Source organism: Dactylosporangium sp. CA-139114 (assembly GCF_050955725.1).
Lineage (GTDB): Bacteria > Actinomycetota > Actinomycetes > Mycobacteriales > Micromonosporaceae > Dactylosporangium.
Window position 1 is genome coordinate 7,742,880 of record NZ_CP192080.1, and the last position, 14,188, is coordinate 7,757,067.

10 protein-coding genes are annotated in these 14,188 nt (G+C 72.1%); 6 read left to right on the forward strand and 4 right to left on the reverse strand.

Translation table 11 applies throughout. From position 1 onward, the window contains the following. Positions 1–259: 259 nt before the first annotated feature. Positions 260–871, reverse strand: a complete 612-nt coding sequence (locus tag ACQP2P_RS34510; RefSeq protein WP_433608085.1) for a hypothetical protein — start codon at positions 869–871, stop codon at positions 260–262. Here ACQP2P_RS34510 and ACQP2P_RS34515 point away from each other — a divergent pair. From ACQP2P_RS34515 to ACQP2P_RS34525, 3 genes are all read left to right on the forward strand, one after another. Continuing rightward, positions 864–1,703 (forward strand): carbohydrate-binding domain-containing protein, encoded by an 840-nt coding sequence (locus ACQP2P_RS34515; RefSeq protein ID WP_433608087.1) that lies wholly within the window; start codon positions 864–866, stop codon positions 1,701–1,703. The two genes, ACQP2P_RS34510 and ACQP2P_RS34515, sit on opposite strands and share 8 nt — an antisense overlap. Positions 1,704–1,857: 154 nt before the next feature. Then, positions 1,858–4,392 (forward strand): HAD-IC family P-type ATPase, encoded by a 2,535-nt coding sequence (locus ACQP2P_RS34520; RefSeq protein ID WP_433608089.1) that lies wholly within the window; start codon positions 1,858–1,860, stop codon positions 4,390–4,392. Between the two features lie 294 nt (positions 4,393–4,686). Continuing rightward, complete coding sequence (locus ACQP2P_RS34525) at positions 4,687–5,502, forward strand: hypothetical protein (protein WP_433608091.1); 816 nt, start codon at positions 4,687–4,689, stop codon at positions 5,500–5,502. 189 nt (positions 5,503–5,691) lie between these two features. Here ACQP2P_RS34525 and ACQP2P_RS34530 read toward each other — a convergent pair whose 3' ends face one another. Next, complete coding sequence (locus tag ACQP2P_RS34530) at positions 5,692–5,886, reverse strand: hypothetical protein (protein ID WP_433608093.1); 195 nt, start codon at positions 5,884–5,886, stop codon at positions 5,692–5,694. 291 nt (positions 5,887–6,177) lie between these two features. Here ACQP2P_RS34530 and uvrA point away from each other — a divergent pair, with 291 nt between their 5' ends. Continuing rightward, positions 6,178–8,646 carry an excinuclease ABC subunit UvrA gene (gene uvrA / locus ACQP2P_RS34535; protein ID WP_433608095.1) on the forward strand — a complete coding sequence of 823 codons (2,469 nt, stop codon included), beginning with the start codon at positions 6,178–6,180 and terminating at the stop codon, positions 8,644–8,646. A gap of 156 nt (positions 8,647–8,802) precedes the next feature. Here the strand turns inward: uvrA and ACQP2P_RS34540 are convergent, their stop codons facing one another. Further along, entirely contained in the window at positions 8,803–9,243 is a 441-nt protein-coding gene (locus ACQP2P_RS34540; protein WP_433608097.1) for a hypothetical protein, read from the reverse strand. Positions 9,244–9,313: 70 nt separating this feature from the next. Further along, positions 9,314–9,982 carry an SRPBCC family protein gene (locus ACQP2P_RS34545; RefSeq protein ID WP_433608099.1) on the reverse strand — a complete coding sequence of 223 codons (669 nt, stop codon included), beginning with the start codon at positions 9,980–9,982 and terminating at the stop codon, positions 9,314–9,316. A gap of 431 nt (positions 9,983–10,413) precedes the next feature. Here ACQP2P_RS34545 and ACQP2P_RS34550 point away from each other — a divergent pair, with 431 nt between their 5' ends. Both ACQP2P_RS34550 and ACQP2P_RS34555 read left to right on the forward strand, forming a co-directional pair. Beyond that, positions 10,414–11,217 carry a class I SAM-dependent methyltransferase gene (locus tag ACQP2P_RS34550; protein ID WP_433608101.1) on the forward strand — a complete coding sequence of 268 codons (804 nt, stop codon included), beginning with the start codon at positions 10,414–10,416 and terminating at the stop codon, positions 11,215–11,217. Positions 11,218–11,472: 255 nt separating this feature from the next. Further along, positions 11,473–14,187: an AAA family ATPase gene (locus ACQP2P_RS34555; protein WP_433608103.1), complete on the forward strand. Its 2,715-nt coding sequence runs from the start codon at positions 11,473–11,475 to the stop codon at positions 14,185–14,187. The last annotated feature ends 1 nt before the right edge of the window (position 14,188 follow it).

Genomic DNA, 14,188 nt, shown 5'->3' on the forward strand with positions numbered 1-14,188 from the left:
CATCGGCGCATCGCCCGACATCGTCCGCCGTTCGTGCCGGGCCGCTCGACAGTAGCGCCGCGACGCTCGCCAGTGGCGCCGAGCCACTCGGCAATGCGCCGCCGCCCGGCAAGAGCGCCGCCGCCGCTCGGCAAAGTGCCGGACGCCCCGGCAGGAGCGCCGCCGCTCGGCCGTGCGCCGCCGCCGCCCGGCAGGACTGCCGGACGCCTCGGCAGGAGCGCCGGGCTGCTCGCGGGAGCGGCCCCGCGCACCCGGCCGGTCAGGCGACGCGGTATGTGGCCTTGGCGGACTTCCGGCTCGTCCGGCCCACGAGCTGGACGACGACCGCCCCGGCCTTCGTGCCCGCCCGGGCCGCCGTCACGCTCGCCTCCGCCGTGCCCCCGGCGTCCGCGGTGAGGGTCGTGAGCAGCTTCGTGCCGGCCCGGGCCTCGATCTTCTCCCCCGCCGCGAATCCGTGTGCGGTCAGCTGCACCGCCACTCCGGCCTTGCCCGAGCTCGGCTGGAGCTGCACGGTCGCGGGCGCGGTGGCCGGCGCCGAGGACGCCGAAGCCGGCGGGGCGGGTTCGCTCGCCGGGGACGAGGCGCTCGGGCTCGGCCCGGCACCGAACAGCGACTCGGCCCTGGCCCGGCCGTCGGCGAGCAGGCCGCGGCCCCACGGGGTCAGGACCATGACGAGCGCCACGGGCAGCAGCGGCAGCGCCGCGAACCGCAGGCGCCGCAGCAGCCCGAACCCGCCCCGCCGGCGCGGCCGGGCGGACCGCGGCGGTGCCGGGGCCGGATCGTCGTGCTCCGGATCGTCGCGCGGCATGAGGGAGTCGTCGCCGTAGATGGCCACGTTGCCCTGGATCGTCACACCGGGCCCGATGATCACGGAGGGACGGGGCGCGGCGGCGGCCGGCCCGGGCCGGACGCCGGCGGGCGCCGCCGGGAACGCGCTGACCGGCGCCATCGCCGCCGGCGACGACGGCGTGCACGCCGAGACCGCCCTGCTCATCGACGCCGGTACGGTCGACGTCACCCGCTCCAACGAGGGCATCGAGTCGGCGAACATCACCATCGCCGGCGGCACGACAAGCATCGTGTCCAGCGACGACGGCCTCAACGCCTCCGGCAGCACCACCGCGAACACCGGCGGGCAGAACCAGCGCGGCGGCGGTGGCGGCGGCGAGCAGGTCGGCCCGTACAAGGCGACCATCTCCGGCGGCACCCTGACCATCAACGCCGAGGGCGACGGCTTCGACTCCAACGGCACCGCCGAGATCACCGGCGGCACCGTCGTCGTCAACGGCCCCGTCACGCGCGGCAACGGCGCCCTCGACGTCAACGGCAGCTTCACCATCAGCGGTGGCGTCCTGCTCGCCGCCGGCAGCGCCGGCATGGCCGTCGCCCCCGGCACCGACTCCGCCCAGGGCTGGCTGTCCGCGACCCTCACCAGCACCGTCGCCGCCGGCACCACCATCCACATCACCGCCGCCGACGGCACCGTCCTGGCCACCTTCGTCACCACCAAGACCGTCCAGAACATCGTCTACTCCGGCCCGAACATCACCACCGGCAGCCAGTACAAGATCTACACCGGCGGCACCGCCACCGGTACCAGCATCGGCGGCCTCGCGCAGTCCGGCACCCTTGGCTCGGGCGCGGCAGTCGCCACCGTCACCGCAGGTCAGGCCCCGGCCGGCACGGGCTTCGGCCGCCGATGAACGCCGTGCACGCTCCCGCTCCGCCAGGGCGTCGCCACCCGTCCCGCTCCGACGGTGCGGGCTGGGCCTTCCCAGCGCGTGCCGAGCCGCCCCGCCCGAGAAGATGACGTAGGGTCACCTTTGCGCTACTCAACGTGCAAAGGTGGCATCGCAGGTGGACGTACGACCCGACCAGGCCCGGCTCGGTCTGACGAGCCGGGAGGCCGAGGCACGCCGCAGGAGCGGCGAGGCCAACACCGCCGCCGGCGCCGCGACCCGCAGCTATGCGGCCATCCTGCGAGCCAACGTCTTCTCCTTCTTCAACACGGTCCTGTTCGTCATCGGCGTGGCATTGCTCGCGCTTGGCCGCTACAGCGACGCGCTGATCAGCGTCGGTCTCGGCCTGATCAACGCCGTCATCAGCGCGGTGCAGGAGATCCGCGCAAAGCGCAAGCTCGACCGGCTGCAACTGCTCGACCGGGCGGCGGTGCGAGTCGTCCGTGACGGTCGCGAGGTCGAGGTTGCACCGGACGCCGTCGTTCGCGGGGACGTGGTGCGGGTGCGGGCCGGCGACCAGATCGTCGTCGACGGCCCGGTGCTCGACGGCGGCCGGGCGGAGGCGGACGAGTCGCTGCTCACCGGCGAGTCGGAGCCGGTGGCGAAAGAGCCCGGCGACGACCTGCGCTCGGGGAGTTTCTGCGTGGCCGGCGAATGCCATCAGCTCGCCCGCGATGTCGGCGCGCGCAGCTACGCCGGGCGGCTGACCGCTCAGGCCCGGCGGTCCAGCACGGACAAGACTCCGCTGCAGCGGCGGATCGAGTTCATCGTCCGCCTGGTCATCGCCCTGACCGTGCTGATGAGCGGTGCCATCCTCGGCCAAGCCGCCATCGCGGGCCTGAGCCTGCTGCGCACCGTGCAGATCACCGCCGTGCTGTCCGGGCTGATCCCGTACGGGCTGTTCCTGCTCATCGCCGTCGCCTACACCGGCGGCGCCGCCGCGATCGCCAAGCGGGGGGCATTGGTCCAGCAGGTCAACGCTGTCGAGTCGGTCAGCAACGTCGACGTGGTCTGCACCGACAAGACCGGCACGCTGACCACCGGACGGCTCACCGTCGCCCACGTCGTGCCGCTCGCCGGGCACGACACCGGCGACGTCGAGGCGACGCTAGGCCGGCTGGCCCGCAGCGCCACGACCCCCAATCTCACCACCGCCGCGCTCGCGGCGAGCCTGCCCGGCACGGCCTGGACCGTCCGCGACGAGGTGCCGTTCACCTCCTCGCTGCGCTGGTCCGCCGTCGCCGGCGACGGCGGCACCTGGGTCCTCGGCGCCCCCGACGCCCTCGCCGCCCACCTCGACACGCCGCCGCCCCAAGCCGTCGTCGCCGAGCACACGGCCGGTGGTCTGCGGGTGTTACTGCTGGCCCGTCCCATCGATCCGCACGCCGCACTCCGCGACGCGGACGGACGGCCCGCCCTGCCGCCGCTGACGCCGGCCGGCTTGGTCGCCCTCGCCGACGAGCTGCGCCCCGAGGTCACCGAAAGCGTCAGCCGCTTCCACGCCGACGGCGTGGCGCTGAAAGTCCTCTCCGGCGACAACCCGCGCACCGTCGCCGCCCTTGCGGCGCAAGCCGGCCTCGACGGCGGCGCGTCGATGGCCGGCCCGACCCTGGACGGGCTCGACGACGCCGCCCTCGACCGGGTCGTAGCCGCCACCTCGGTGTTCGGCCGGGTCGCCCCCGAGCAGAAGGAACGCATCGTGCGGTCACTGCGCCGGCAGGGCCACTACGTCGCCATGATCGGCGACGGCGTCAACGACGCCCGCGCCCTCAAAAGCGCCCAGGTCGGCGTGGCGATGCGCAGCGGCAGCGCGGTCACCCGCGACGTCGCCGACATCGTCCTGCTCGAGGACTCCTTCGCCGCCCTGCTGCCCGCCCAGCACGAAGGCCGCCGCATCGTCAACGGCATCACCACCTCGATGTACGTCTTCCTAGCCCGGGTCGCCTCGCAGGCGCTGGTGATCCTCGCCGTGACCATGCTCGGCCTCGGCTTCCCCTACGCCCCCGCGCAAGTGGGCCTGACACTGCTCACGGTCGGCGTGCCCACGTACTTCCTGACCCGCTGGGCACCGGCCACGCCACCCGACCCACGCCCGCTGACCAACCTCGCCCGTTTCGTCATCCCGGCCGCCCTGACCACGGCCGGCATCGGCACCGCCGTCTACGCGATCCTCTACGAGTCGCTCACCAAGTTCCTCACCTCAGGCCGCGCACCGGCCGATGTCGTCACCGACTTCGAGACCTACACCGGTCTGGCCGCCGGCCAAGGCGCCGACTTCGTCGCGGCGTCAGCGGCGATCGGGGCGCAGACCGGCCTGTCCACGTTCTTCTGCCTGGCCTCATTCGTCCTCCTGCTGTTCCTTGCCCCGCCCGCCCGGTTCTTCGCCGCTTGGACCCCGCCCACCCCGGACCGTCGCCCGACGCTGCTGGTCGCCGTACTCCTCGTCGTCTTCGCCGCCGTGCTGTTCGTGCCGGCACTGTCGAGCTACTTCGGACTGACCGGACCGGGCCCTGCCGTCTTCACCACAGTGATCCCGGCACTGGTCGTATGGTTCGCGGCGCTCACCGCCGCGTTCCGGCTTCGCCTCCTCGACCGCATCCTCAACCCGGACAGCCTCCAAACCGGTTCCATCAGGCCGGAGGACGGGATTTGATGGCCCTCCCAGCGCTCTTGTGCCAGGCAATGCCCCCTGCACCGGCGACTACCAGCGGACGCGGCCCGGTGTGTCGTCGAGCCGGTGAACGTTCGCGGTCAAGGCACTGGCTAGATCCGCCGACCGTTGATCGTCACGTCACGCGGCCATTGGTCCCAGCTGTTGGCCTCCGCGAGGTGGGCAGGACCCTGTTCGAGCGGGCGAGCTTCACGAGCCCACCGCGCTTCAGTCTTCCCAGCGCCCCGCATCTTGCGCCACCGCTTATCGGCTTCCAGCCAGGCCGTATGCTCTGCGATGACGACAAGCCATCCCACACGGTTACGCGTCACCTTCGTGTCGGGGGCGGGCATCGGCGTGCAGATGATGGGCTTCACGGGCTTCCCGACGGAGACCCGCGAGGAGGCGATGGACTCCATCGACTTCCTTCTGGAGCACCGCGACCTCTGGACCTTCGGCGGCCTCGGCGACTTCGTGCTCACCCCCGGCGCGATCGTCGCCAAGCAGCCGGAGCGCTTCGGCATCACCAACATCCGCCGGCCGCCCGGCGGCGACATCGCCCCGGCGCTCATGTACGACGAGCCGATCTCCGAGGCCGCGAAGGACGACGTCACCGAGGCCAAGCGGCGCCTCGGCGCCGGGCACTACGACCGGCCGTGGCTCGGCGCCGTCGACACCCCGCACACGTTCTTCTACCACGACCGCTACGGCACCGCGGTGCGCAGGCGCCTCGAGCGCGACCGTGAGATGGGCCCCGAGGACGAGGACACCCCGTTCGTCGTCAACGGCCGGTTCATCCCGCAGCCGGATCCGGCGGTCCTTTCCCGGTACTGCGACCTGTACGCCGTCCCGCGCAGCGCCTTCCCCGCGGGCCGTCTCGCGTTCCGCCGCGACGACGGGCCGATCTTCCTGCTGCCGAAGAGCACGAAGTTGTACCTCAACCTCTTCTCCGAGCCCACGACGCTGGCCGAGGCCCGCGCCCGCGCCTGGGTCCTCGCCACCACGGACATCGCCCGCACCTGGCAGACCCTGATCCGGCTGCGGCTGATCCGGCGACACACGACCGCCCGGGTCGGCGGCTGCTTCACGGCGCCGATCTCGGGGCCGCACTGAGCGACGGCGACGGCCGCGGCGGCACGGACCGGCCGATCGGTCACACTTCATCGATGCGGCCGGCCATTGCTCCGGGTCACGGCCGGCCACCAGCCCGAGATACTCCCCGGCGGCGGCCATTCCGGCGAGCCGGCGCAGCGGCGGTGACAGCCGGCGCAGCCCGTCGGCTGCCGGGCGCCACCAAGCGGTTCAGCGCTCACGCTGCTCCGGCAGGTCCGCGACGGTCGTGCCGTTGCGGTGCGCCAGGCCCCAGAGCGTGTCCCGGGCCGCACCACGATGCCGGCCGGGCGCGGCGCGCGGGTCCTCGGCCGCAGGTGCGGCGGCCTGTGCCAGGGCCGGTACAGCGGTGCTCCTCGACGACTTCCTCCAGCTCCGCGCTGTCATCCCCAACACGCTCGACCGCAGCGACGGCCAACTCGAGCCCGGACCGGAGATCCGGACGCATGCCCCCGATGATGCGGTCCGCCAGGGCACACGTAATCTTTGATTACCCGCATTCTTTGATTACCCGCACAATGCCGAAATGAGCGCGGTCCGACCGCTCGCCTACAAGCTGATCGGGCCGGTGGTCCAAGGTCCCGCAGGACCGGATCTTCATGCCGCAAATCCGGCGCCGAGGTGGTGGGAGCGTTCCTGGCGGTGATTCGGCGCCGCCGAACAGGGTAAGCAGAACTGGTGAAAAACGACGTTACTGACCGGTTCGTGCGAGTCCGGGGCGCCGCCGAGCACAACCTTCGGAACGTCGACGTCGACATTCCCCGCGATGCCATGGTCGCCTTCACCGGCGTTTCCGGCTCGGGCAAGTCCTCGCTGGCCTTCGGCACGCTCTACGCCGAGGCGCAGCGTCGTTATTTCGAGTCCGTCGCGCCGTACGCCCGCCGGCTGTTGCAGCAGGTCGGTGCGCCGCACGTGCAGGAGATCACCGGCCTGCCCCCGGCCGTGGCCCTGCAACAGCGTCGCGGAGCACCCAGTTCGCGGTCAACGGTCGGCACCATCACCACGCTGTCCAACCTGCTGCGGATGCTCTACTCGCGCGCCGGGACCTACCCGCCGAACGCCCCTCGATTGGAGGCCGAGGCGTTCTCCCCCAACACCGCGGCCGGCGCCTGCCCACGGTGTCACGGACTGGGCGTCGTGCACGACGTCGCCGAGGACCTGCTCGTCCCGGACCCGTCGCTGAGCATCCGCGACGGCGCCATCGCGGCCTGGCCGGGCGCCTGGCAGGGCGCCAACCTACGCAGCGTCGTGAGCGGCCTGGGGATCGACATCGACAAACCGTGGCGCAAGCTCAGGAAGAAGGACCGAGATTGGCTGCTCTACACCGACGAGCAGCCGTCCGTCCTCGTCGCGCCCGAGCGTGACCGCATCGACAGCGGCTACTACGGGAAGTTCTGGAGCGCCCGTCGGCACGTCATGCACGTGCTCGCCGACTCCAAGAGTGACCGGATGCGCGAGCGGGCGATGCGGTTCGTCCGGAGCGTGCCCTGCCCGGTGTGCCACGGCAGCGGCCTGCGCGCGGAGGCGCTCGCGGTGACCTTCGCCGGACGTACCATCGCCGACGTCAACGCGATGCCCCTCGCCGCCGTCGTGGCACTCCTGCGGCCCGCCGCGGGGTTGTCCGGGGCCGGGGCTGCCACGCCGACCGCCCGGTCCGGGGAGACGACCGAGGTCGCGGTCCGGCTCTGCGCCGACCTGGTCGCGCGCATCGAGGTGCTGCTCGACCTCGGCCTGGGGTACCTCAGCCTCGGGCGCCGCTCGACGACGCTGTCGGCCGGCGAGGCGCAGCGCCTGCGCATCGCCACCCAGTTGCGTTCGGGGCTGTTCGGGGTCGTCTACGTGCTCGACGAGCCCTCCGCGGGCCTGCACCCGGCCGACGCGGAGCCGCTGCTGGAGGTGCTGGACCGGCTGAAGGCCGCGGGCAACTCGCTGTTCGTCGTGGAGCACGACCTGGACGTGGTCCGGCGGGCGGACTGGGTGGTCGACATCGGCCCCGGCGCGGGCGAGAGCGGCGGACGCGTGCTGTACAGCGGTCCGGTCCCCGGCCTCGAACAGGTCAAGGAGTCGGCCACCAGCCGGTACCTGTTCGGCCGTGCCGAGCCGCTCGACCATCGCCCGCGTACGCCCCAGGGCTGGCTGCACCTGCGCGGCGTCTCCCGCCACAACCTGCACGGTGTGTCCGTCGACATACCGCTGCGGGTGTTGACCGCGGTGACCGGGGTGTCCGGTTCCGGGAAGTCGACGCTGATCACGCAGGTGCTCGCCGAGGTCGTGCGCGGCCACCTCGGGCTGGCGAGCGACGAGCCCGACGAAGCGGAACTCGACGTCGACGTGCGGGACGCGGCGGGGCTCGAATCGTTCGACCGGCTGGTCCGGGTCGACCAGCGGCCCATCGGCCGCACGCCCCGGTCCAATCTGGCCACCTACACCGGGATGTTCGACGCGGTGCGCAAGCTGTACGCGGCGACGGACGAGGCGCAGGCGCGCGGGTACACGGCCGGGCGGTTCTCCTTCAATGTCGCGGAGGGGCGGTGCGAGACCTGCCAGGGCGAGGGGTTCGTCGCGGTCGAACTGCTGTTCCTGCCCGGGACCTACGCGCCGTGCCCGACCTGCCATGGCGCGCGGTACCGCCCGGAGACGCTGGAGGTGACATACCGCGGCAAGAACATCGCGGACGTGCTGGCGATGTCCGTCGACGACGCCGCCAAGTTCCTCGCCGACGTCCCGGCCGTCTCCCGGAGCCTCGAGACGCTCCGGGAGGTGGGGCTGGGCTACCTACGGCTGGGCCAGCCGGCGACCGAGCTCAGCGGTGGCGAGGCCCAGCGCATCAAGCTCGCCACCGAGTTGCAGCGGGCCCGCCGCGGCCACGCCCTCTACCTGCTCGACGAGCCGACCGCGGGGCTGCACCCCGCGGACATCGCGCTGCTGCTGCGGCAACTGCACCGGCTGGTCGACGCCGGCAACACCGTCGTCCTGGTCGAGCACGACCTGGACACGATCGCCGGCGCCGACTGGGTCATCGACCTCGGCCCGGGCGGTGGGGACGCGGGCGGCCGGGTCGTCGCGACCGGCCCTCCCGCCACGATCGCCGAGGCCGGGGACAGCGCGACCGGACGCCATCTGGCGCGCCGCCTCGAACGCTCCTGAGCGACCGCGCGCCGGATGCTGCTCCTGTGGAGGTGCTCGCATCGCTCCCCCTCCGTGCGGGTGTCGAGGCGGTGCGCAGGTAAGGATCACGGAACCCGGTCGAGGATCGCCGAAAGCGGCGGTAGAGCGGTTGCCCACGGGCCCCAGTTCAGCGGCTCAGGAGCCGGGCCGCCAGACCGCGCCCTCGAGGATGTTCCGCTGCTCGGCCCGGTAGGCCAGCAGCCGGTTGCCGGACAGTTCGAGCCCGTCGACCGTGCCGGGGTCCTCCAGCCTGACGGTCCGCACCACCTCGGCGGTCTCGCCGCTGTGCAGCCGCAACGTGCCGTCGGCGTCGAGTGCCGCGACCTGGACGCGCCGGTCGGACCGGAACACGACCGTACTGATGCCGCCGGGCGCCGTGACCAGCGACCAGCGCACGGCGCCGGTGCGCAGGTCGATGCCGGCCAGGTACGGGGTCGACCGCTGCCGCTCAGACTCCGCTTCGCCGCCCCGTGGGTACAGCTCGGAGACCACGACCCCGTCCGCGCAGCCGTGGACCACCGGCACGTAGCCGGTCCGCTGCCACACCGGCGCCCCGGTGGCGGCCAAGCATCCCACGGGCGGCACCACCGAAGTTTGCGCCATTCCTAGATTTACATTGATTGTCCAAGCCCATCAGAAGTTCGGTTCAATGGCCCTTTGCCTTGCGCACGGCCGGCTGTTCGGCCGCCTTCTTGAGGTTATGCACCCAGGCGTCGAGGGACGCGTCCAGCGCCGCCTGCGCGTATTCGACGTTTGCGTCGACGGGTGCTCCGGCCCACGACTCTTCGGTGTGCACGTGGATGCCATCAGGTCCCGGTGTGAACGTCCAGACGTGCGTGGCGGTGATGCCGTTGCCCGGTCCTCCCCACACGATGCGGCGCAGGGGACGGATCTGCTTGACCGTGGAGGTCACGTCGAGGCCCTCGACCAGCCAATGGAACACCGATCCGACGCGCAGGCAGCCCGGCGTTTGCACGGTGGCCGAGACGACGCCGGGCTGCCAGGACGGCCAGTTGTCGATGTCTGTCTGGATCTGCCAGATCCGGCTCAGCGGGGCTTTGATCACGATGTCTTCCCGGGTGATGACGGGCGCGTTCGGATCGATGCCAACGTCCGGGGTTCGCTGCACCATGTGGCCGCCATGCCGAGCGGCAGGTGCCGCGTCCGCGGCCTGCTGCGTGCCGAGCAGTCCGGCGATCACTGCGGACAGGGCAGTCGAGCCGATAGTCCACCGTCGTCGCGTGGTGACTTCCATGGCGAGTTCCTCATTTCGAAGTGATGGGTCTGCGAAGCAATCGGTGACGAGCAGCCGCACCGGTCTGCTCGCCGACCTCACAGTCCCAGCGGACGGCGCGACGGCGCGTCGGTAGAAGTCACCTACACGTGCGGCGCGAGCGCGGATAGGTAGGTGCGCTTCCTCGGCGGAGATTCGGCGGTTCCTGAGAGCGGCCCACCGGCGGCTGCCATGGCCAGTGGCCATCCAGCTCGACTTGCGGAGACAGGCTCAGCGGAGATGACATGCGTACGGCGACGACGACGGCGAGCACTCCGACTCATCCGCCGGTAGTCGCGGTAGCGATTGCCCCCGGCGCGCGAGGGCCAGGCCGATCGTCTGACATGACGGACGCCTGGGCCGCTCCGACGCTGCCGGCTGTTCTTTGCCATCGAACGAGCGACTGGCCCCTGCCGTGCCCGGCATCGAGAATCGGGTGCCTGCCGTGAGAGCTGCGCTCGTACTCTTTGTTGGTGAGCGAGAGCAATGACTACGTGAGGCTGCGAGAGACCTTCAATGAAGACGCCGCACGGTATGACCGTGCCCGCCCCCGATACCCGGTGCGGATGTTTGATGATCTCGCCGCGGCCGGGGTAGCGCCCGGGGCAAGCGTGCTGGAAATCGGCTGTGGCACTGGGCAGGCGACCGTGCCGTTGGCCGAGCGGGGCTACCGCATCGTGGCTGTCGAGTTGGGCGCGGACATGGCGGCTGTGGCTCGGCGAAATCTTGCCGCGTTCGACGCGGTGGAGGTCGTTACGGCGGCGTTCGAGGAATGGCCCTTGCCCGGTGAACCGTTCGACGTGGTGTTCTCCGCTACCGCGTTTCACTGGATCGACCCCGCGGTGCGGGTGTCGAAGTCCGCTGACGCTTTGCGTCTCGGTGGCCTGCTGGCCACCGTGGGAACCCGCCACATCGCTGGCGGCACCTGGACCGAGGCATTCTTCGCCGAGATCCAGCAGTGCTACGAGCGCTTCGATCCGTCGACCCCACCGGGCCTGCGTCTCGAGACCGCTCGTGACATCGCCGAAGACGATCGGGAGCTCACCTCGTCGGGGCGATTCGGGCCTGCGAAGTTCTACCGGTACGAGTGGGAGCTGCCGTACTCGACAGCTGACTACCTGGATCTGCTGTTGACCTACTCCGGACACCGCGCCTTGCCGGAGGTGCAGCGGAGCGCGCTGCTGAACTCCATCGCGCGGCTGATCGACGTGGACTACGGGGGTCAAATTGTCAAGCGCTACCTGACTGAGCTGAGGATCGCCCAACGAATCCGGTGAAGGGCAACAATGGCGTCCCGTTCAGGCCGGCCGCACGGGGCGTCCGAGATTCTGTGGGCAGCGCTCCCGTCACGCAGGGCCCTCCCGGAGGCTGCCACGTCGGTCGGGAGCCACGGAGCCTGCTCCACCCGCCGGACCATGCCTTGCAATGCCGTTGCGGCGGTATGCGGCAGAGGGTCCAAGCGCCCGTACGGAGCGTCACGGCGTGGCTGACCTAACAGTCATACGACGCTGAGCAGGCGCGATACTGCTGCGGTGACGTCTGATCGGGCCGAATTGGCCGTCCTGATGGACCTGCTGGGGCGCACCCGGCAGGGTGGCGGTGGTGCCTTGGTGGTCCGCGGTGCGGCCGGGATCGGCAAGACGTGGCTGCTCGAGCAGGCTCTCGCCCGGGTGCCGCAGGTCCGGGCACTGCGCTCAACGGGCGTCCAATTCGAGTCGGAGCTGCCGTTCGCGGGGCTGCATCAGCTCATCGCGCCGCTGCTGGACGACGTCTCGCGGCTGCCGGATGGGCAGCGCGCCGCACTCCGGGTGGCGTTCGGAATCGAGGGAGGGGCCGTGGCGCCGGACCGCTTCCTCGTCGGCATGGCGGTACTGACCCTGCTGTCACAGTCCGCCGAGGCGGATCCACTGGTGTGCGTGGTCGACGACGCGCAATGGCTGGACCGGGCCTCGGCGCAGGCCCTCGCGTTCGTCGCCCGCCGGGTGGGCGAGGAAGGGCTCGCGCTGCTGTTCGCCGTCCGCGACCAGATGCCGTCGCCGGACCTGGAGGGGTTGCCTGCGGTGGCGGTCGGCCCGCTGCCCGGCCGCCAGGCCCGCGAGCTGCTCGGGCAGGTGCTCCGGGCGCCGGTCGACGCTCGGGTGCGGGAACGCGTGCTGGCCGAGGCGCGCGGGAACCCGCTGGCGATCGTCGAGCTGGCCAGGACGGCCGCGCCGACCCAGCACGCCGGTGGCTTCGCTGTGCCGGCCCTGTCGGGTCATGCCACCGAGGCGCTGTACGTCGAGCGGCTCGCGACGCTGCCGGAGGCGACCCGGACCTTGCTGGCCGTCGCCGCCGCCGAACCGCTGGGCGACCCCGGCATGCTGTGGCGGGCGGCGCAGCATCTGGGCGTGGCCCCCAATGCGCTCGATCCGGCGGTGACGGCCGGACTGATCAGCGTGGACGCGCGGGTCCGGTTCCGGCATCCGCTGGTCCGCTCGGCGGTGCACGGTGCGGCCGAGCCGGCGGTCCGGCGTATGGCCCACGCGGCGCTGGCGGCGGTCACTGACACAGCCCGCGACCCGGACCGGCAGGTGTGGCACCGCGCGCAGGCGACGGTCGCGCTCGACGAGAACGTCGCGGGGGCGCTCGTGGCCTCGGCCGAGCAGGCGCGGGCCAGGGGTGGCCTCGCCGCAGCGGCGGCGTTTCTGACTCGGGCGGCCGAGCTGACCCCGGACCCGAGCCGTCGCAACGTGCGCACACTGCAGGCGGCCGCGCTGACACTGCGCGCCGGATCGCCTCAGCAAGCCCTGGACGTGCTGGGGGCGGCAGACCCGGCGGGCCTGACGGCGCGGGAGCAGGCAACCGCGGACCTGTTGCGGGGCGAGATCGCGTTCGCGCTACAGCGGGGTGTGGACGCGCCGGCCCTCCTCCGTCGGGCTGCCCGGCGGCTGGAGACACTGGATGCCCGCGCGGCCCGCGACGCCTACATCGACGCATTGCACGCGTCGCTCATCGTCGGCTTCCTCGGCGGGGATCTGCGCGTCGTGGCCACCGACGCCCTGGCTCGCCGTCGGGCCGAGCGGTCCGCGGAGACGGCAGACCTGCTGCTGGACGGTATGGCCTCGATGCTGCTGGGCCAGTCCGCCGACGGGGCGGCGTTGCTCGACCGCGCCGTGGCTGATCGCACGGACGAGGTGTGGGCACGCCGGCCGTCGCTGGTCGCGGCCTGCCTGGAGCTGTGGGACCTCGAGGCGTACCGGGAGATCCTGCAGAAGGTCGTGCGGGATGCGCGGCAGATCGGCGCGCTGACCGCCCTGCCGCAGGCCTTGGGCACCCTGGCCGGCGCCTTCATTCCGTACGGCGATCTGCGCACCGCGGAGATGCTGCTCGACGAGGGCGATCGGCTGGCCGAGGCCGCCGGCACCGCGCCGCTGGTCTATCCCCGGCTGCACGTGCTGGCGGTACGCGGCGACGCGGATACCGCCGACCGGCTCATCGATCAGGTGACCGCCGACGCCACCGTTCGCGGGGAGGGGCTCCTGGTGGCGTACGCGTCATTTACACGGGCGCTGCTGCGCAACGGTCTGGCCGACTACGCCGGCGCGCGCGCCGCCGCGCGGGAGGCCGTCGACCGCCTCGACATGGTGTTCGTCGGCTTGGCTCTGCGAGAGCTCGTCGAGGCGGCGGTCCACCTGGGTGACCTCGACACCGCCGTCGATGCCCTCGCCGCGCTGCGGGAGCGCACAGGTAGGTCCGGCACCGCGTGGGCGCGCGGCATCGAACTGGGCTGCGCGGCGCTCGTTGCCACGGGCGCCGCGGCGGACGAGGAGTACCGGGCGGCGATCGACAGCCTGACCGCGGCCGGCACAGACTGCGATACGGCACGGATGCGGCTGCTGTACGGGCAGTGGCTGCGCCGCGAGGGCCGGCGGATGGACGCCCGCGCCGAGCTGCGTCGGGCCCATAATGCGTTCGTGACCATGGGTGCCGAGGGGTTCGCGGCCCGGACGGCGGCGGAGCTGCTGGCCACCGGCGAACGCGCCGCCCGGCACGCCGGCTCCTCGGCGGACCAGCTGACCGCGCAGGAGTTGCGCATCGCCCGCATGGTCGCCGAGGGCATGACGACGAAGGAGACGGCCGCCGCGGTGTTCCTGAGCCCTCGCACCGTCGACGCTCATCTGCGGAACATTTTCCGCAAGCTCGGCATCAGGTCGCGCCGGGAGCTGCGCACGGTACGGCTGGACGGTCCGTCGTCCCACACCGGTTGAC

Bases quoted from the DNA above. Each gene is read 5' to 3' on its own strand.
- ACQP2P_RS34515 (WP_433608087.1), top strand. From the start codon at position 864: ATGATCACGGAGGGACGGGGCGCGGCGGCGGCCGGCCCGGGCCGGACG.
- ACQP2P_RS34525 (WP_433608091.1), top strand. From the start codon at position 4,687: ATGACGACAAGCCATCCCACACGGTTACGCGTCACCTTCGTGTCGGGG.
- ACQP2P_RS34530 (WP_433608093.1), bottom strand. From the start codon at position 5,886: ATGACAGCGCGGAGCTGGAGGAAGTCGTCGAGGAGCACCGCTGTACCG.